Annotated in this window: 21 protein-coding genes and 1 other annotated feature; of the genes, 17 read left to right on the forward strand and 4 right to left on the reverse strand. The window is 41.0% G+C overall.

Annotation, left to right across the window (positions count from 1 at the left end; all coding sequences use genetic code 11):
- Positions 1-32: 32 nt before the first annotated feature.
- The gene (locus ABD010_RS09205) at positions 33-1,313 is read right to left on the reverse strand and encodes a replication-associated recombination protein A (RefSeq protein ID WP_343812323.1); all 1,281 of its coding nucleotides are present in this window, start codon (positions 1,311-1,313) and stop codon (positions 33-35) included.
- Positions 1,314-1,469: 156 nt separating this feature from the next.
- Here ABD010_RS09205 and cymR point away from each other — a divergent pair, with 156 nt between their 5' ends.
- The 17 genes from cymR (at position 1,470) to mtnN (ending at position 18,067) form a co-directional block, all read left to right on the forward strand.
- A complete protein-coding gene (gene cymR / locus ABD010_RS09210) occupies positions 1,470-1,889 on the forward strand; it encodes a cysteine metabolism transcriptional regulator CymR (RefSeq protein ID WP_343812325.1) in 420 nt (139 codons plus the stop codon).
- Positions 1,890-1,919: 30 nt separating this feature from the next.
- Positions 1,920-3,071, forward strand: coding sequence for a cysteine desulfurase family protein (locus ABD010_RS09215; protein ID WP_343812327.1), 1,152 nt, complete (start codon positions 1,920-1,922; stop codon positions 3,069-3,071).
- Between the two features lie 2 nt (positions 3,072-3,073).
- Complete coding sequence (gene mnmA, locus ABD010_RS09220) at positions 3,074-4,183, forward strand: tRNA 2-thiouridine(34) synthase MnmA (RefSeq protein ID WP_343812329.1); 1,110 nt, start codon at positions 3,074-3,076, stop codon at positions 4,181-4,183.
- A 190-nt stretch (positions 4,184-4,373) separates the two neighbouring features.
- The gene (locus tag ABD010_RS09225) at positions 4,374-5,036 is read left to right on the forward strand and encodes a tetratricopeptide repeat protein (protein WP_343812613.1); all 663 of its coding nucleotides are present in this window, start codon (positions 4,374-4,376) and stop codon (positions 5,034-5,036) included.
- A gap of 18 nt (positions 5,037-5,054) precedes the next feature.
- Positions 5,055-7,379 carry an SF1B family DNA helicase RecD2 gene (gene recD2, locus ABD010_RS09230; protein WP_343812331.1) on the forward strand — a complete coding sequence of 775 codons (2,325 nt, stop codon included), beginning with the start codon at positions 5,055-5,057 and terminating at the stop codon, positions 7,377-7,379.
- Between the two features lie 153 nt (positions 7,380-7,532).
- On the forward strand, positions 7,533-7,724 hold the full coding sequence (locus ABD010_RS09235) for a hypothetical protein (protein ID WP_343812333.1): 192 nt from the start codon (positions 7,533-7,535) through the stop codon (positions 7,722-7,724).
- A gap of 46 nt (positions 7,725-7,770) precedes the next feature.
- Positions 7,771-8,835: an AI-2E family transporter gene (locus tag ABD010_RS09240; RefSeq protein WP_343812335.1), complete on the forward strand. Its 1,065-nt coding sequence runs from the start codon at positions 7,771-7,773 to the stop codon at positions 8,833-8,835.
- A gap of 45 nt (positions 8,836-8,880) precedes the next feature.
- Positions 8,881-9,087: a binding site (T-box leader), on the forward strand.
- Positions 9,088-9,230: 143 nt separating this feature from the next.
- Entirely contained in the window at positions 9,231-11,873 is a 2,643-nt protein-coding gene (alaS, locus tag ABD010_RS09245; protein WP_343812337.1) for an alanine--tRNA ligase, read from the forward strand.
- 94 nt (positions 11,874-11,967) lie between these two features.
- Positions 11,968-12,237, forward strand: coding sequence for an IreB family regulatory phosphoprotein (locus tag ABD010_RS09250; protein WP_343812339.1), 270 nt, complete (start codon positions 11,968-11,970; stop codon positions 12,235-12,237).
- A complete protein-coding gene (gene ruvX, locus ABD010_RS09255) occupies positions 12,238-12,663 on the forward strand; it encodes a Holliday junction resolvase RuvX (protein WP_343812341.1) in 426 nt (141 codons plus the stop codon). It begins immediately after the preceding gene.
- Positions 12,664-12,667: 4 nt separating this feature from the next.
- The gene (locus ABD010_RS09260; protein WP_343812343.1) at positions 12,668-12,958 is read left to right on the forward strand and encodes a DUF1292 domain-containing protein; all 291 of its coding nucleotides are present in this window, start codon (positions 12,668-12,670) and stop codon (positions 12,956-12,958) included.
- Positions 12,959-13,079: 121 nt separating this feature from the next.
- A complete protein-coding gene (mltG, locus tag ABD010_RS09265) occupies positions 13,080-14,198 on the forward strand; it encodes an endolytic transglycosylase MltG (RefSeq protein WP_343812345.1) in 1,119 nt (372 codons plus the stop codon).
- A gap of 278 nt (positions 14,199-14,476) precedes the next feature.
- Positions 14,477-15,112, forward strand: coding sequence for an O-methyltransferase (locus tag ABD010_RS09270; protein WP_343812346.1), 636 nt, complete (start codon positions 14,477-14,479; stop codon positions 15,110-15,112).
- A 20-nt stretch (positions 15,113-15,132) separates the two neighbouring features.
- On the forward strand, positions 15,133-15,774 hold the full coding sequence (gene udk / locus ABD010_RS09275) for a uridine kinase (protein WP_343812347.1): 642 nt from the start codon (positions 15,133-15,135) through the stop codon (positions 15,772-15,774).
- Positions 15,775-16,032: 258 nt separating this feature from the next.
- Positions 16,033-16,509, forward strand: coding sequence for a transcription elongation factor GreA (gene greA / locus ABD010_RS09280; RefSeq protein ID WP_343812349.1), 477 nt, complete (start codon positions 16,033-16,035; stop codon positions 16,507-16,509).
- Positions 16,510-16,663: 154 nt separating this feature from the next.
- Positions 16,664-17,350, forward strand: coding sequence for a YrrS family protein (locus ABD010_RS09285; protein WP_343812350.1), 687 nt, complete (start codon positions 16,664-16,666; stop codon positions 17,348-17,350).
- A 27-nt stretch (positions 17,351-17,377) separates the two neighbouring features.
- Positions 17,378-18,067 (forward strand): 5'-methylthioadenosine/S-adenosylhomocysteine nucleosidase, encoded by a 690-nt coding sequence (gene mtnN, locus ABD010_RS09290; RefSeq protein ID WP_343812351.1) that lies wholly within the window; start codon positions 17,378-17,380, stop codon positions 18,065-18,067.
- A gap of 178 nt (positions 18,068-18,245) precedes the next feature.
- Here mtnN and sigK read toward each other — a convergent pair whose 3' ends face one another.
- From sigK to ABD010_RS09305, 3 genes are all read right to left on the reverse strand, one after another.
- Positions 18,246-18,950 carry an RNA polymerase sporulation sigma factor SigK gene (gene sigK / locus ABD010_RS09295; protein WP_343812352.1) on the reverse strand — a complete coding sequence of 235 codons (705 nt, stop codon included), beginning with the start codon at positions 18,948-18,950 and terminating at the stop codon, positions 18,246-18,248.
- 195 nt (positions 18,951-19,145) lie between these two features.
- Positions 19,146-19,520: a monovalent cation/H(+) antiporter subunit G gene (mnhG, locus tag ABD010_RS09300; RefSeq protein ID WP_343812353.1), complete on the reverse strand. Its 375-nt coding sequence runs from the start codon at positions 19,518-19,520 to the stop codon at positions 19,146-19,148.
- Complete coding sequence (locus tag ABD010_RS09305; protein ID WP_390351093.1) at positions 19,501-19,752, reverse strand: Na(+)/H(+) antiporter subunit F1; 252 nt, start codon at positions 19,750-19,752, stop codon at positions 19,501-19,503. Before ABD010_RS09305 ends, mnhG begins: the two co-directional genes overlap by 20 nt.
- Between the last annotated feature and the right edge of the window lie 25 nt (positions 19,753-19,777).

The raw sequence follows: 19,777 nt of genomic DNA on the forward strand, positions 1-19,777 counted from the left end.
ACCGGTATGAAAAGGATTTATACGTCTACTATCTAGTATTTGTTTGAGTCCGACTGAATTTTATCATAAACCTGTTTGAGAGCCCGTTCAAATTTGCCTGAGTCCTTTGGTTGGTAGTAGTGTTTGTTTTTTATAGAGTCAGGCAGATATTGTTGTTTCACCCATCCATTATCGTAATTGTGCGGATATTTGTACTCAACTCCCCGTCCTAATTTTTTGGCGCCCTGGTAATGGGAATCTTTCAGGTGGGCGGGAACATCGCCGCTTTTACCATTGCGGATATCGGATAACGCTTCGTCAAGTGCTTTATATGCCGTGTTCGATTTAGGTGATAGGGCCAGTTCGGTAATAGCTACCGATAAAGGTATCCTTGCCTCAGGAAAACCTATCCGTTCAGCAGCCTGGACAGCGGCAAGTGCGCGCGGACCAGCCTGTGGGTTCGCCAGACCGATATCTTCATAAGCGCAGACAATCATGCGCCGTGCGATACTGTCCAGATCACCAGCTTCAATCAGCCGTGATAAATAATGCAATGCCGCATTGACATCGCTTCCTCTGATGGATTTTTGGAAGGCTGATAGGACGTCATAATGTGCGTCACCGTCCTTGTCATGGGAGAAACTCTTTTTCTGCATACATTCTTCCGCAATGTCCAGGTTAAGGACAATCTTACCGTGTTCATTTTCAGGTGTTGAATAAACAGCAAGTTCCAGGCCATTGAGCGCAGCGCGCAGGTCGCCGGCTGAGGCAAACGCAAAGTGATCGAGTGCTTCATCTGACAGGTTAATAATGCGGGATCCAAACCCGTTTGTCTCATCGGTTATGGCACGCTGAATTGCTGTTTTAACCTGTTCGACAGTCAGCTTATACACCTCAAAAAGATGGCATCTGCTTCGGATTGCTGGGTTGATCGAATGGTATGGATTACTCGTTGTACAACCGATTAAGGTAATTAAATTACTTTCGATATGGGGCAACAGAAAATCCTGCTTTGCTTTGTCCAGTCGATGCACCTCATCCAGAACCATCACGGATTGTCCCGTCATTTTCGCTTCTTCGACTGCAATTTCCATATCCTTTTTTTTGTCTACAACGGCATTCAGTATTTTAAATGGAATATTCAAGCTTTTAGCAAGTGCAACGGCCATGGAAGTTTTGCCTGTGCCTGGCGGGCCGAATAAGATCATGGACGCCAGACGATCCGCCTGAACCATACGATGTAATATTTTGCCTTCATTAACCAAATGTTCCTGGCCGATAACGTCATGGATACTGGCTGGACGCATTTTATATGCAAGTGGTTGTTGACTCATTCTAAATCTTCCTTTATTTGAGAATAATAGTTTGTACATCAGTGTATTGCTGAAATTCCTGAAATGCAAGGTGGTTGTCATTCATGCTATAATAACATGTATTGTAATATAGAAATAATGAAAGCAATTGGATTATCTTAAATAAGAGGTGTCATTATGAAAATTTCAACAAAGGGAAGATATGGGCTCACCATCATGATCGAATTGGCCAGAACGTATGGTAATGGACCAATGTCATTAAAAGCAATAGCACGGGAGAAGCATTTATCGGAGCATTACCTGGAACAGCTGGCAGCGCCACTCCGCAATGCCGGTCTAATTAACAGTGTCCGTGGGGCCTATGGCGGATATGTTTTGGCAAAGAAGCCTGGGGACATTAAAGCTGGAGATGTTATCCGTGTACTGGAGGGCCCTATCTCACCGGTTGAAGGAATAGAGGATGAAGAACCCGCGCAGCAGGCGTTGTGGATCCGGATACGGGATGCTGTACGGGATGTTTTGGATACAACAACATTGGACGATTTAAAAAAGCATCAGGACGACAAATTGCAGGATGCTTACATGTTTTATATATAATTACTTTGAAATGGAAAGGGATTGGAACGATTGGACTATATTTATTTGGACCATGCTGCAACAGCTCCAATGGATTCACGCGTTACGGAGGCGATGGTTCCCGTTATGGATGGGGTTTTTGGAAATCCGTCTAGTGTTCATTCTTTTGGAAGAAAGGCTCGGCAGCAGCTGGATGAAGCACGGCGGGTCATAGCCGGAAGTATTCATGCGAATGAAAAGGAAATCATTTTTACCGGTGGTGGCACGGAAGCTGATAATCTGGCACTGATTGGAACTGCGCTTGCCAACCAGTATAATGGCCGTCATATTATCACGACAGAACAGGAGCATCATGCTGCATTGCACACAGCTCACTATCTGGAAAGCAGAGGGTTTGATGTGACATATCTGCCGGTAGATGCATCAGGTGTGGTTTCACCGAATGCTGTGAAAGATGCACTTACAGATGAAACGATTCTGGTATCGGTGATGTATGTAAATAATGAAACGGGTATGATTCAGCCTGTTAAAGAAATTGGTGAAATCGTGTCCGGGCATCAGGCATATTTTCATACGGATGCTGTACAGGCCTATGGTTTGCTTGATATTGATGTCAATGAAACTGGCATTGATATGCTTTCGGTATCGTCACACAAAATAAGCGGTCCAAAAGGAATTGGCTTCTTATATGCTGCGGATGATGTAAAGCTTGATGCGATACAGTATGGCGGTGAGCAGGAGCGTAAACGCCGGCCGGGAACGGAGAATGTTGCCGGGGCTGTCGGGTTCCAGAAAGCAGTTGAAATTATGATGGATAGCAAGGGCGATCGAAACAAACTGTACGCTGAATTTAGAGACCTGTTCATAAATGAATTGACCGAATCAGGTGTACAATTTGAAGTGAATGGTACCGCTGAAAATGCAATTAATTCCATTATGAACATCAGCTTTCCGGGAACAAATGTTGAGTCCATGCTGACCAACCTTGACCTCGAAGGAGTTGCAGCATCAAGCGGGAGCGCATGTACAGCGGGATCGGTTGAACCTTCCCATGTTTTGACTGCTATGTACGGAGAGAATGATAAACGCACAACAAATTCGATTCGGTTCAGTTTTGGAATTTATAATACGAATGAAAATGTGAAAAATGCAGCTGGACGTGTTGCAAAAATTGTTGAACGATTGACAGCAAAGGAGGTGTAACAATGAAGCGTAAAGAAGATACACGAGTAGTTGTCGGTATGAGCGGGGGAGTGGATTCTTCGGTTGCGGCACTATTGCTGAAAGAACAGGGCTATGATGTTGTTGGAATTTTTATGAAAAACTGGGATGATACGGATGTAAATGGTGTTTGTACAGCAACCGAAGATTTTGATGATGTAGTCAGAGTCTGCAATCAGTTGGATATTCCATATTTTGCGGTTAACTTTGAAAAGCAGTACTGGGATAAGGTGTTCACGTATTTTTTGAATGAATATAAAGCGGGCAGAACGCCGAATCCGGATGTGATGTGCAATAAGGAGATCAAATTTAAAGCATTCCTTGATCACGCATTATCCCTGGGCGCGGATTACCTGGCGACAGGACACTATGCACAAGTAAGGAAAAACAATGGCAGATATGAAATGCTTCGGGGCATTGATGACAATAAGGATCAGACATATTTCCTGAATCAATTGACGGAAGATGTTCTTGAAAAAGTAATGTTTCCCCTTGGACATCTGCAAAAGCAAGAAGTACGTGAAATTGCCAAAGAACATGACCTGGTTACGGCAACAAAGAAAGACAGTACAGGAATTTGTTTTATCGGAGAACGCAATTTCAAGGAATTTCTGAGTGAGTATCTGCCAGCACAGCCAGGACTGATGAAAACTTTATCAGGAACTGAAAAAGGCCGTCACGATGGATTAATGTATTATACTATTGGCCAGCGTCAAGGCTTGGGAATAGGCGGTTCCGGGGATCCATGGTTTGTGGTTGGCAAGAACTTGGAAGAGAACGTGCTTTATGTTGAGCAAGGTTTTGAGAATGATAAGCTTTATTCAGACGGGCTGTTGGCGACGGATGTCAACTGGATCGGTGATAAACCAGCCGAATCGTTTACATGCACCGCTAAGTTCCGTTACCGGCAGAAAGACAGTGAAGTTATCGTATATCCACTTGATGATGGTAACGTGGGCGTACAATTTAAAGGTACGCAACGAGCTGTTACACCTGGACAGGCAGTCGTATTTTACGATAAGGAAGTCTGTCTGGGCGGAGGTACTATTGATGAAGTAATCAAAAATGATATTTCATTGGATTATGTTGGTTAACATTTGAGGTTGGGATAAAAGTGCGTTATCAAATAAATTCGAATTAACTTGAAGTGGTAAGCCCAGCCACTCCGGAAATTTCTTGTATAATTCGTCTTTTGGGTTCTATGTCCCAGAATGTATTTATGATTGATTAAGTAGAGCCTTTTTTAACAGAAAATCAATTCAAAACCGGAAAGGGCTGGATATGATGGATAAGACAGAGCGAGCAATTGAACTGATGAAGGAACAAAAATATGAGGAAGCGGCAGAAATTTTTAATCAGGTGATCGAGGAAGATCCGGAAGAACCGCTTGGCTATATTAATTTTGGCAATCTATTGCTGCATATTAACGATTTGGAACGGGCGCAGCGTTTTTTTGAAAGAGCAATTGAACTGGATGAGTATGCTGCAACAGCCTATTATGGGCTTGGTAATATTTATTACGAAGAATCATTGTATCCTAAAGCTCAGGAAAACTTTCAAAAGGCGATTGAAATCGGATTATTGGAGGCCGACGCCTATTTTATGCTTGGGATGACCTTTTACCATCAGGAGCATTTCAAACTGGCACTGCCATATCTGCAACGGGCGACCGAACTTGACCCGAAAGATGAGGAAGTACTGTTTCAGTATGGATTGTCACTTGCACAAAGTGATCATCTCAAAGATGCTAAAGGGGTTTTTGAAAACGTACTGAAACTGGGAGCGCAGCATAGCGATGCACACTATAATTTAGGTGTGATTGCTTTATATGATGAAGACCTTACACAAGCTTTGGAGCATTTTGATGCAGCATTGGAAATCCAGCCGGAACACACATTGGCAGCCAACGGAAAAAAACAAATTGAAGCATTATTAAACGATTTGTAAGATAGCGGGGTAATGTCAATGGCAGCAGACAGCCAATTAGATCATGAAAAAGGATATATCAAGGGAGAGCTCCTGTACACGATTTTTCAAAATGAGCAGGAGCATTTTTCGATTGCAAAAATAAAGGTGCATGAGACAAATGAGGATTTTCAAGCGAAAGACATCGTGATTAAAGGCTATTTCGCTAAATTACAGGAGGCTACAGTCTATCTTTTTTATGGCACGTTCGAACATCATGTGAAATTTGGCATGCAATATAATGTGCGTTCCTACCAGACGTTTATTCCGGATACGAAAGATGGGCTTACTGCCTATCTTTCTAGTGACTTATTTTATGGAATCGGCGAAAAAATCGCTGAGAAAATCGTTGGAAAGTTAGGTGAGAGTGCAATTTCTAAAATCCTGAATGATGCAGATGTTCTAAAGGATATTCCTGGTTTGAAGCCGGATAAAAGGGATTTTTTGGTCAAAACACTGCAGGAAAATCAGGGGTTTGAACATGTTGTTGTATATCTCGCTAAATATGGCATCGGGCTGAAATTGGCGCAAAAAGTGTTTCAGGAATATAAAGAACGAGCAATTGAGGTGTTGGAAAATGATCCATATCAATACGTGTTTGATATTGAAGGTTTCGGGTTTCGAACAGCCGATCAGATTGCCCGGCAAAATGGTCTGCCTCTGACACATCCCAACCGTATTTCGGCAGGATGTATTTATGTGTTGCAGAAAAATATTCAAAATGGACATGTCTATCTTCCGCTTGATATCTGTATTGATCAGGTGATGGAATTACTTTTTGACCGGCACCAGCCGCTTACATATGAAAACGTTTCGGAGTTATTGATGGAATTGAACAAAACGAAAAAGGTCATCATTCAAGATGGCAATGTCTATCTGCCATCACTTTACTATGCTGAAGATGGTTTTGCTTCAAGTATCAAACGATTGTTGGAAAAACCGGTTGAATCTGACACGACAACGGCAGAATTGATGAAAATAATCGGCGACATTGAGGAAACGGAAATTTTAAGTTATGGCAAGGAACAATATGATGCGTTAAGCAAAGCACTGGAATCAAAATTAATGATCCTGACTGGTGGTCCGGGGACAGGTAAGACCACCGTCATCAAAGGAATATTAAAGGCCTATGCATCGATTCATCAGATGTCAATGGATACAAACGATTATGATGCCGAAACAGATTTTCCTTTTGTTTTAGCAGCCCCGACAGGCCGTGCTTCCAAACGATTAAATGAATCTACCGGACTCCCAGCTGTTACGATTCATCGTTTGCTGGGCTGGGATGGACATAATGGATTCAGTAAGAATGAAGATGAGCAGTTGTCCGGTAAATACCTGATTATTGATGAGTTTTCAATGGTTGATATCTGGCTGGCTAACAGTTTGTTTAAAGCAATTCCGGATGATATGCAGGTATTGGTTGTGGGCGATGAAGATCAGCTTCCATCGGTTGGACCGGGTCAGGTGTTGTCAGATTTGTTAAGCAGCGGATTGATTCCATTTGTGAGTCTGAATGACGTGTATCGGCAAAAAGAAGGGTCAAAAATTATTCAGCTTGCACATTTAATAAAGCATGATCAATGTAATACTGATTCGTTGGCCAATGATAAAGATTTCAGTTTTATTGGATGCAGGGAATTTCAAATGATTGATGTTATTACGAAAGTGTTCACCAGCGCCCAACGGAAAGGAATTGATCCAAAAACTATCCAGGTTCTTGCTCCGATGTACCGTTCACAAGCGGGAATAAATGTGATAAATAGACACCTGCAGGAACTTATCAATCCCAGAAAGGCAACGAAGCGGGAAGTAAAAGCAAATGATGTGATATTCCGGATTGGTGATAAAGTCATTCAGCTAGTAAACCAGCCGGAAGATGGCGTATTTAATGGGGACATTGGTGAAGTTGCTGCTATTTTTGAGGAAGATGAGAATAAGGATCATGTTGAACAAGTGGTTATTACGTTTGATGGAAAAGAAGTGGTATATGAGCGCAAGGATTATATCAATTTGATGCACGCTTATTGCATATCTATCCATAAATCCCAGGGCAGCGAATTTCCCATCGTTATTTTGCCGGTTGCATCCGGTTACAACCGCATGTTAAGGAAAAATTTGTTGTACACAGCCATTACCAGGAGTAAGCAATCATTGATTATCTGCGGTGAACAACACGCATTTCTAAAAGGTGTTCGTACAAAAGACACCAACAAGAGGTTTACATCTTTAACATATTTACTGGAAACTAGACTGAATGACAGTCTGCCAGATCCGGAGAACGAATCGGCGGAAGAAGAAATAACGCCGTATGATTTCATGTGAAAGTGAGGTATATTTTTTTTGTTTCGGGCAACGCTAATTAGAAAATCTTGGCATTCGCCCCGTCTTATAGCGAGTGCCGAAGTTTTTCTTATAAGGTCGACCATGACCCAATAGTTTTTGACGTTATAAAATAATGGTCAAAGGAGCTTTATTATGTTCGAATGCCCGAATTGTAATGGGAAGGATTTAGGTAAAATCGGTACACAGCAATATTATTGCTGGAATTGTTTTATAGAGTTGTCTGTTTATGAAAATGAACTTATGGTTCATCAGGTGGAATCAGATGGATCGCTAAGTTCATTGGATGACTTGTTTACCGAAGATGAACGGAAGATTCAATGGTAGCCCTTGGCAATGAATATTGTTTTTATTTATGCTGAGGAGGAATTGCATGCGTATAACAAAACTGTTGAATTTATTTCTGGCTTCCTTGACTGGAATAATCATCCTATTATTTGTCTTTCTGGTTATTAAACTGTTCCCATTTATTGGAGCTGTTTTATCTTTTCTTTGGCACATTACCACTCCGTTTTTGACAGCTGGACTTATAGCTTATCTGCTGTTCCCGGTCATCCGCAAAATGAATCAGTATAATATGCCAAAATGGTTGGCAATACTGGTGATTTACGTGGTGTTTTTCGGTGGAAGTGCATATTTGATTTACCGAGTTTACCCTGCAATTGTACATCAGCTGGGCGAGTTGAAAGAACAATTGCCGCATCTTTTGAAAATGTATCGTGAATTTGTTTATTCACTGTATGAATATACGGCTTTTTTACCAGAACATGTCCATGATAAAATGGATGAGCTTCTGTTTGAAATGGAAACTTATGTTGAAAATCTGCTTACCAATCTGGTTCGGGGATTCACAAAAATTTTTGACATGATCATCCTGTTAACTGTAATTCCAGTCCTGGTATTTTACTTTTTGAAGGACTTCTCAAAAATGAAGGAATTTATGAAAAGGTGGGTTCCAGAAAAATACAGAGATGATTTGAGTCAATTTGTCCATTCATTGGATGATAGTCTTGGCAATTATTTCCGCGGACAGCTTCTCGTTTGTCTAGTTGTATCAATCGTTGCATTTGTATTTCTCTATTTTTTAAATATTAATTATGCCCTGCTGCTTGCTGTTTTCATTGGCATAACGAATCTAATTCCTTATTTTGGACCCATTATTGGGGCAGTGCCTGTAGTTGCGATCACCGCTGCGACAGCATCGGAACTGGTGCTTGTGGTTATTATCGGTTTATTTGTCATCCAAATTATTGAAGGGAATTTGCTGACCCCGTATGTTATGGGGAAAAGTATTCAGATTCATCCGGTGGCAATTATTTTTGCCTTACTGGTTGGGGGTGAATTTTTTGGGATTATCGGAATGATTTTGGCTGTTCCAGCTCTAACCATTCTGAAAGTGTTTTTTGAACAGATGACAGTTCTCAGTCGAAACCATTGACATTTCCGAATTGTTTTCTTATAATATCGCATAACTGATAAATACAGGAAGACGTTGAAGACAAGAAGTACATGATACCATTTTACAGAGAAAGACTTCCATTCGGCTGTAAGAGGTCTTAAATGAAAGATCATGGAAAGCTATGTCGGAGTGCGGTTAATCCCCGCCGGTTTCAAACCGTTAGCATGGTTAAGCGATGAACAATTATTTGTTCATAATTAGGGTGGTACCGCGATCAATCTCGTCCCTGCAACATTGCAGAGAGGGGATTTTTTTAATAGCTTCAGAAGTCTTTTACGGATGGTTTACCTTTAAAAAACTTTGACACTCGCTATAAGCCAAGGCGCATGCCGGTTTATACCAATGGAATAAACTGCAGAAATGGAGGATGAAATGTGAAACAACTAACATCAGCTCAAGTAAGGCAAATGTTTTTGGATTTCTTTAAAGAAAAAGGTCATGGCGTTGAACCTAGTGCATCACTTGTGCCAAAAGAAGACCCGACGTTACTTTGGATCAATAGCGGTGTTGCGACGCTTAAAAAATATTTTGATGGTCGGGTAATCCCGGAAAATCCGCGCATTGTGAACGCACAAAAATCAATCCGGACAAATGATATCGAAAACGTCGGATTTACCGCACGACACCATACGTTTTTTGAAATGCTCGGGAACTTTTCAATCGGTGACTATTTTAAACAAGAAGCTATTGAGTGGGCATGGGAATTCCTGACAAATGAAAAATGGATTGGCTTTGACGCTGACCGCCTGTCGGTTACGGTTCATCCGGAAGACGATGAAGCGTACGATTTATGGAAGCATCATGTCAAAGTTCCGGAAGAACGAATTATTCGCCTGGAGGAGAACTTCTGGGATATTGGGGAAGGTCCGAGTGGTCCCAACACCGAAATTTTTTATGATCGCGGTGAAAAATATGGGGCCGATCCAAACGATCCCGAGCTTTATCCGGGTGGCGAGAATGAGCGGTATCTGGAAATATGGAACCTTGTATTTTCCCAATTCAACCATAATCCGGATGATACGTACACACCATTGCCAAAAAAGAATATTGATACGGGTATGGGACTGGAACGGATGGTTTGTGTTATTCAGGATACCCCGACAAATTTTGAAACCGACTTGTTCATGCCGCTTATTCGAAAAACTGAACAACTTTCAGGCACATCATACGGTCGTAGTGAGGAAGCGGATACTGCTTTTAAGGTAATCGCCGACCATATACGGACGGTGACATTTGCCATTGGGGATAATGCAGTCCCATCAAATGAAGGCAGGGGTTATGTGCTAAGAAGGTTATTGCGCCGCGCAGTTCGTTTTGCCAAACAAATCGGTATTGATAAACCATTTATGTATGAGCTGGTTCCAGTGGTGGGGGAAATCATGGAAGATTTTTATCCTGGGGTTGTGAAACAGCACGAATACATCGAAAATGTTGTAAAGGCTGAAGAAGAACGCTTCCATGAAACATTAAATGATGGCTTGGAAATTTTAACAGCAATTATGGAAAAAGAAAAACAGAAAGGAAGCAATGTTTTTCCTGGAACAGAAGTGTTTCGGCTTTACGATACGTATGGTTTTCCAAAAGAATTAACGGAGGAATATGTGGTCGAAGAAGGGTTTACCATTGATGATGAAGGATTCCAGCGTGAAATGGAATTGCAGCGTGACCGGGCCCGCAAAGCCCGTCAGAAAACGGATTCTATGCAGGTTCAAGATGGTGTCTTAGGTGAGTTGGATACAGAAAGCTCCTTTATTGGTTATGCATATGGTGAAGCAGAAACTTCCATCACCGCCATCGTCTCAGGAAATCAATTCGTGGAATCGGCAACTTCGGGTCACAACATCCTTGTTACGTTGAAGGAAACGCCTTTTTATGCAGAAAGCGGTGGTCAGATTGCCGATCAGGGTTGGATTTATACTGATCGTTTTTCAGGATATGTTGAGGATGTACAAAAAGCTCCAAAAGGCCAGCACATTCACAAGGTAAATGTGAAAGATGGTGAGATTCATGTAGGGGATTCAGTCAGGGCTATTATTGATGATGATTTCCGCAAATCAATTATTAAAAATCATACGGCAACACACCTTCTGCATCAGGCATTAAAAGATGTTCTGGGTGATCATGTCAATCAATCCGGGTCGCTTGTTACGCCGGATCGGCTTCGCTTTGACTTTTCTCATTTCGGCACGGTGGAGCCTGAACAGCTGGAAGAAATTGAACAAATCGTAAATAATAAGATTTGGGAGTCCATTCCCTTGGTAATAGAAAATATGAAAATTGATGAAGCCAAAGAAATGGGCGCAATGGCGTTATTCGGTGAAAAATATGGCAATATTGTCCGTGTTGTGCAAATAAGTGATTACAGTATTGAACTGTGTGGTGGTTGTCATGTTGCGAACACAGCGGAAATCGGACTGTTCAAGCTTGTAACCGAAACCGGTATTGGTGCAGGAACAAGACGAATTGAGGCTGTATCAAGTAAAAAGGCGTATGAATATGTGAATCGTAAACTTCATCTGCTTCGTCAAACTGCACAGTTGCTGAAAACAAACGAGGAGGATGCACCTAGTCGTGTGGAAGGGCTTTATCAGGATATTAAGACCTTGCAGAAAACAAATGAATCTTTGAGTGCTAAATTATCCAATGCAGAAGCGTCATCCATCCTTGATAAAGCGGAGCAGATAAATGGTGTTAGCGTATTGGCTCAAAAAGTCAGCGTTAAAGATATGAATCAGCTGCGGAACATGGTGGATGATCTGAAGCAAAAAATGGGATCCGGCGTTATTCTTCTTGCGGCTGAAAGTAACCAGAAAGTACAGTTGGCAGCAGGTATATCCAAAGACCTTATGGAGCACGGACTACATGCCGGTAATCTGATTAAGCAGGCTGCGAAGCTATGTGGCGGTGGTGGAGGCGGCCGCCCGGATATGGCACAGGCAGGTGGGAAAAATCCCGAAAAGATTGATGAAGCACTTTTATTTGTTCAAAAATATGTTAAAGATAATACAGAAGAATAATCTCTTACTTTTAATCTGATAAAAAAACATATAATATTAAGGATAAACATGTTAAAATGATGGATGAAGGTAAATTATGGAACGAGGTGTCACTATGAGCTCTACTGATAAAACAATGAAGTTTAACTTTTCAGAAGAACCTTTTGATCAGGATATCAAGGAAATACTGCTGACTGTCCATGGTGCCCTTAAGGAAAAAGGTTATAATCCGATTAATCAGATTGTCGGCTATTTATTATCCGGTGATCCTGCATATATACCGAGATATAATGACGCCAGAAATTTAATCCGTAAAATTGAACGTGATGAGGTAATTGAGGAACTGGTTAAATTTTACCTTGAAGAACAGCGCGGGGAAAGCTGAATGAAAATCATGGGTTTGGATGTCGGCTCCAAAACGATTGGTGTTGCTGTCAGTGATGCGTTTGGCTGGACCGCACAGGGTTTAACAACAATCAGGTGGGATGAACGGGATATTCATTCCGCAGATAGTGAGCTGAAGCAAATTATAGCAGAACACAATGTTGAAAAAGCTGTTGTGGGATTACCCAAACACATGAATGGAACTATTGGTGAACGTGGAAAAGCTTCAGAAGGTTACGCCAAACATTTCGAGAAAGCACATGGTATCAGTGCAGTTCTATGGGATGAACGGCTAACGACGATGGCTGCTGAGCGTGTTTTGCTGGAAGCGGATGTGAGCAGAAAGAAAAGGAAAAAGGTAATCGATAAAATGGCAGCCGTAATGATACTACAAGGGTATCTTGATCAAGCCCAGGAAACGAGGTGACAAAATGCCACTGGATGAACAAGAACGCATCATTATTCCCGATGAAAATGGGGAGGAGCATCTTTTTGAAGTATTGTTTTCATTTGATGTTGACCAGACGGAAAACTCCTATATTGCTGTAGTGCCGGTTGAGCAAAAAGATGATGATGAAGTTGAAGTGTATGCATTCCGGTATGAAGAAAAAGAAAAGGATGACGATGATCTTTCACTGTTTGCCATTGAGTCCAACGAAGAATGGGAAATGGTGGAGGAAATGCTAAACACACTGGCCGAGGAAGAAGACAAAGATCAGTAATTGCAGAAACCAAATAACTGATTACTTAGCCGACGTCCGGTAAAGATGTCGGCTCTTCTATTATTTCTAGATATTTTCTATTTTTTTTAGTATAATTAACCGGGTGAAAGGGGGATACCCAATGAGCAAGGATAAAAAGCCCCGGAAATATAGAGACAACCTTATAATGCGCAGTGAAGAATCACGGCTTGTCCGAAAAATTGTCGTTCTCATAATTGTGGCAGTAATTCTTATTCTGGTTGTTGGTGGTATATCAGGTTATATGTACATTAAGTCAGCATTGCAGCCAGTAAATCCTGATAGTGAAGAGAAGGTAAAAGTGGAAATACCAATGGGTTCCTCAACCTCCGATATTGCATCTATTTTAGAGGAAAACGGTATTATTAAAGATGGTCGGGTATTTCGTTTTTACATAAAGTTTAATAATGAATCCGATTTTCAAGCAGGTAACTATACGTTTTCACCTTCAATGGAAATTGATGAGATCATAACGGCGCTTAAGAAAGGCAAAGTTATGCAGGAGCCGCTGGTAAGAATCACAATTCCTGAAGGTCAAACGATTAAACAAATGGCTGAAATTTATTCGGAAAAGCTTTCATTTAGTAAAAAAGACTTTTTATCGAAAGTTAATGATCGGGATTATATTGAATCATTAATTGACAGATATCCCTCAGTATTGACCAAGGATATACTGAACCCGGATATACGAACTCCACTGGAAGGTTATTTATATGCGGCAACCTACAATTTCTATACGAAAAGCCCAAGTGTTGAATCGATCGTGGAACGAATGCTGGAGAAAACTGTTGCTGTTGTAACGCCATACCTGAATGAAATCTCAGAACAGAACTTAACCGTGCATGAAGCAATGACAATGGCGTCGCTAATCGAAAACGAGGCCAGTTCGGTGAAACAACGCAAAAAAATCGCTGGCGTATTTTATAATCGACTTGATAAAGGCATGCCGCTTCAGACTGACCCGACTGTGTTATATGCGTTAGGTGGACATAAAGAAAAAGTATTATATAAGGATTTAAAAATTGAATCTCCGTATAACACCTACCATGTTGATGAATTACCGGTTGGACCAATTTCCAACTTTGCCGAAAGTTCGTTAAAGGCAACAGTGAACCCGGAAAAATCAGATTATCTGTATTTCCTGCATGACGATAAGGGGAATATTCATTACGCCGAAACGATAAAAGGGCATAAAAAACATAAGAAGAAATATATAGATTAAAATAATACAGGTCTAAACAAAAGACTCTGGTCTTAGTGGCATTGTACAGCTGCAAATACAGTATGTTCGCAATGTTCGCAGCTTAGAAAGTATAAAACTTGCTTACTGCATAAGTGCAACTAAGGTTGTCACCTAAAGTCTTGGTGACAACCATGTTTTCTAATAACGGATTATCCGATACAGGATGAGACAAACAATCGAGGGAAGTGTGAAGTGTTTTCACATTTCCAGTTTTTTTAAACATCTTTATTTTTGAATCAAGGAGTGCGGCTGACCATATGGATGAGAAACAAGTACAATATTTACAGCGAATGCTGCCACCTGCAGATAATTGGGTTCGTGACCTTGAAGAAGAGGCTATAACAGATCATGTTCCAATCATGGACCAGGTTGGAATGAATTTTGTGATGCAGCTTATCCGGCTGACTAAACCAAAGCGAATTTTGGAAGTGGGCACTGCCATCGGGTATTCGGCGATGCGTATGGTGGAAGCAAATCCGGAAACTTCGGTCGTAACCATTGAAAGGGATGAAGTTCGGTACAACCAGGCTATTGACAATATTAATAAAATGGATATGGGAGACAGCATTCAAGCAATTAACGGGGATGCACGTGACGTAATAAGAACACTAATTGCTGATGAATCCTTTGACATGGTATTTATTGATGCAGCAAAGGGTAAATATAAATGCTTTTTCGAATTGTCAGCACCGCTTCTTTCTGAGAATGGATTCATACTCTCTGATAATGTATTATTTAAGGGGTATGTTGCAGATGCGGAAAAAGAGCATCCCAAATTTCAAAAGCTAGCCCGGAAACTTCGGGATTACAACGATTGGCTGATCCGTCACCCGGATTTTGTTACATCCATTGTACCGGTTGGTGATGGGGTAGCTATCAGTTATAAAAAGTGATGGAAAGGAAATGAAAGGTTATGTCTGAAAAACCTGTTGTTATAGGAGTCGCAGGTGGAAGCGGCAGCGGAAAAACAACTGTTACCCGTTCTATCTGTCAGCGATTTGCTGATAAGACCATCCTTGTTATTGAACAGGATTATTATTATAAAGATCAGAGTCATTTGCCGTTTGAAGAAAGACTGAATACAAACTATGATCATCCGCTCGCATTTGATAATGATTTGCTGATTAGTCACCTGCACGATTTAATGAATCAAAAACCAATTGAAAAACCTGTTTATGATTATAAAGTTCACACGCGTTCCGATGAAGTTATTCCGGTGGAACCAAAGGAAGTTATTATACTGGAAGGAATTTTAATCTTGGAGGATCCACGGCTGGTTGACTTAATGGATATCAAGGTGTTTGTGGATACCGATTCCGATGTACGTATCATCAGGCGCTTGCTGAGAGATATTAAAGAACGCGGAAGAACACTGGACTCGGTTATTGATCAGTATATTAACAATGTACGACCAAGTCATCTGCAATTTGTTGAGCCAACAAAGCGGTATGCAGATATCATTATACCGGAAGGCGGACAAAACCATGTCGCGATCGATATAATGGCAACGAAAATAGAAAATATCCTAACCAAAAATCGGCAAAATAAAGAATGAAAAGGTATTGAAAACTTAAATAAAATCTGCCATAGTAGGGTTTAGTAAGTATTGTAGGAGTAATACTGGTTGTATTAGAAAAACTTGGTATTCTTCAAGCTTTATGGTGAATGTCATAGTTGCGCATGCAGGAAGAACGGACTTTATTTTTTCCTAATAAAAAGGTGCTGCTATTTCTTTACTTGCATCGAATATGTATTTGCTTATTCCAGGTTTATGTAAAGTTAGGTGTATGATGATAAAGGAGTGTATAATATTATGGCTACGGAAAAAAGTTATTATATGACAGCTGAGGGAAAAGAGAAACTCGAGAATGAATTGCACTATCTAAAAACAGATCGCAGACAGGAAGTTGTGGAAAGGATAAAGGTTGCGCGCAGTTTTGGTGATCTATCCGAGAATTCCGAGTACGATGCAGCGAAGGATGAACAAGCATTTGTTGAAACACGCATCTCCCAAGTTGAAACGATGATTCGAAATGCGGTTATTATTGAGAATGACAATGAGAATCCAAACATTGTTTCACTTGGAAAGTCAGTCACTTTTAAAGAGCTTCCGAATGGTGAAGAAGAAACATATACGATTGTCGGAAGCGCAGAAGCAGACCCTTTTGAGGGAAAAATTTCAAATGATTCACCAATGGCTAAAAGTTTATTGGGGCATGAAATCGGTACGGAAGTTTCAGTAACAACACCAGGTGGCGATATTCAGGTGGAAATAATTAAAGTTGACTAACGCAATCTTAAACGGAGTGAATCATTCATTCCGTTTTTTCGTTTGTTAATAAAGTGTTATCGTATATGCTAGGGGCGAAAATTCATCCCTGGCATATAATTTTTTGTGCGAAATATGATATTATAGTAATGTGCAGTATGGGAGGGAAGAAACCATGTCTGAAAATGATAATAATTCACGAGTTGACAAATTTGATAAACGAAGAAAAAATACTAAATCGCTGACTATCTTTACGGTGTTTGGAAGTATTCTCCTGGTAGTTTTTATAGCATTGCTGGTATTCGGCGGCGGAGATAACCAGGATATGGCAGATGAGAGCGAGACAAATCAGGCCGCAAATGATTCAAGTGAAAGCAACAATAATAACGATGGTTCCACTTCGGACGGGCAGAAGGAAAACAGTGCAGGGAATGACAGTAATTCCGGGGATGAAAACAGTGATGAATCATCATCAGATAAGGATGAACAGCAAACAAATAACGATGAAGTGAAGAAACAGGAAGTGGAATCATCAGACGATAATGTGGTTAAAGCATATACCGGGAACTGGCAACCGGTAGGAACAGAACAGACAGGACCACATACGACGAATTATAATGAAGGGTCACAGGATAGGGTTGAAATGCGTAAGGCCATTTCAGTGGCAACTGACCTGAATCAGGACAGCTTGACCATGTGGTGGATCGAACGAAATGGTGATCAGAAAGTAGTGGTAACTGCTTCTGATGCGAATGAAACAAAAACATATCGCGTTTATATGACATGGGTTAATGATGAAGGCTGGAAACCGACAAAAGTGGAAGAGCTGAAAGAAAATGATCAGAAATACAGATTTGAATAATCAACCGCTGTGAAATGGGGGCATACAATGACGATTGGAATTATTGGCGCAATGGATGAAGAAATAGAAATGTTGAAAGATCATATGACAAACAGGCGGGAATCAACGGTCGCTAACTGTCTGTTTATTGAAGGGAAATTGCTTGGGCGGAATGTTGTACTGCTTAAATCGGGAATTGGCAAGGTGAATGCGGCGATGGCTGCAACTATTATGCATGAAAGGTTTACCCCGACCCATGTTATCAATACTGGGTCAGCCGGCGGATTTGCGGATTCGCTTCAGGTAGGTGATATCGTCATATCTTCAGAGGTAGTTCATCATGATGTGGACTGTACGGCCTTTGATTATGCTTATGGACAGGTACCAGGGATGCCTGCAGTCTATACACCTGATAAATCATTGGCAGCGAAAACGGCTGGGGCAATGAAAGACTTGGGAGTGCGGTATACAGAAGGAATCATTGCAACCGGTGATTCTTTTATGTCTGATGCTTCCAGGGTTGCATCTATCAAAGACCGGTTTCCCACGATGATAGCCGGAGAGATGGAGGCGGCGGCGATTGCACAAGTCTGCTATCAATATGGAAGTCCTTTTGTAATTATCCGTGCATTAAGTGATATTGCGGGAAAAGATTCATCCACTTCCTTTGATGCATTTTTGGAAACTGCTGCAGAAAATGCAGCCAAATTGATTATGAAGGTCATTCCGGCTGTCTGAGATAGAAAGGTGAAATAGGACTGGGGCAAAGCAAATGAGCTGATGTCCCACTTATGCTCCAAAGTGAAAGCGAAGTATATTTCCAGGGCGGTAATGTTCACCGTTTCTGTTTAGTTCAGTTTTTCTTTTAAGCAATACTTTTGTCCCAGTCCTTTTTGCTATCAGGCGCTTTTGGTTTTCAACCTCTTCTTTCTTTACGGAAATATTCATGAAATACTTTCATTAAAGCCCTTTTTTCAATTCTGGATACATAGCTTCTGGAAATGTTAAGCATCTGAGCAATTTCCCGCTGTGTCATTTCATTATGGTTGTTGAGTCCATAACGATACAGAATGACTTCTTTTTCACGTGCATCCAGTATTGCTAAGTACTCGTTCATTTTGTCAATCTCCATATTTAATTGAATGTATTCAATTATATTTTGGTTTTCTGCTTCCAGAATATCAATGAGACTGATCTCATTTCCTTCCTTATCCTGGCCGATTGGGTCATGCAGTGAAACATCCTTCCTCACTTTTTTTAAAGCCCTTAAATGCATCAGGATTTCATTTTCAATACAACGAGCAGCATAAGTCGCCAGTTTTGTTCCTTTATCGGTTGAGTAGCTTTCGATTCCTTTAATCAGTCCTATCGTACCGATGGAAATTAAGTCTTCCATGTCTTCGCCGGTGTTTTCGAATTTTTTAACGATATGTGCAACAAGTCTTAAATTATGCTCAATCAGTTTGTTGCGTGCATCATGACTTCCATTTTGCATTGCTTCGATATACTTTGCTTCATCTTCCGGGGGGAGCGGTTGAGGAAATGCGTGATTCTTTACGTACGACACAAAAAATAAAGCTTCTTTAATTAATAACGCAAGGACACTTAAGATCCCCGACAATCGTAGCCACCTCCTTAACGGGCAAGTTGGGCTTCAGCCCATATAACATCTTTATGAAGGCGGAGGTGCTTTTGTGTCTGTCCTTATAAAAACGCAGTAGAAAATTCTCCATATTTACGATTGGCGGGTTCATTCAAGGCATCATCATCTACATTTTGTATAATAAAAAGCCGGCTATGTATTATAGCCGGGGAATCAATGCTGCTTCGTATGTTTTTGTATTGCTTCCTCATATTCATCCCGTCTGTTCTTAAGTACCGGTTTTATGCCTTTCCGATGAGCGGCACGAGCAATCATATGACCGGAAACCGGTGACGTCAGGAGAACAAACACAATTGCCAACAATAATTTGCCGCTGACAATACCATCTGTTATATACAAATAGAGTGTTGCACCTACCAAAATGCCAGCCACTCCAAGTGTAGAGGACTTTGTCGCTGCATGCAGCCTGGTAAACACATCGGGGAAGCGGATAATTCCAATTGATGCCGATACCATAAAAAAGGCGCCCGACAAAAGAAATACGATGATTATTATATTCGTAATGATGTCAATCAGTGTCCCGATCAATAATAACACCCTTTTCTATGTATTTTGCAATGACAAGTGTTCCGATATAAAGTAAAATCCCGATTAATAAGACTACATCATTGAATTTGGTTGTTGCCAGTAAAATAGATAACAATGCGGCAAGACCGACCAGGTTTATTCCGATTGCATCAAGAGCTACTGCCCGATCGGCATTGGTGGGACCTTGAACAATCCGAATCAGGAGCAAAATCAGCGAAACAGCTATTAACATCAGGCTGACTTGTGTAGCAATTTCA

Source organism: Virgibacillus siamensis (genome assembly GCF_039522605.1).
In the GTDB taxonomy this organism is placed as follows: domain Bacteria; phylum Bacillota; class Bacilli; order Bacillales; family Amphibacillaceae; genus Lentibacillus; species Lentibacillus siamensis.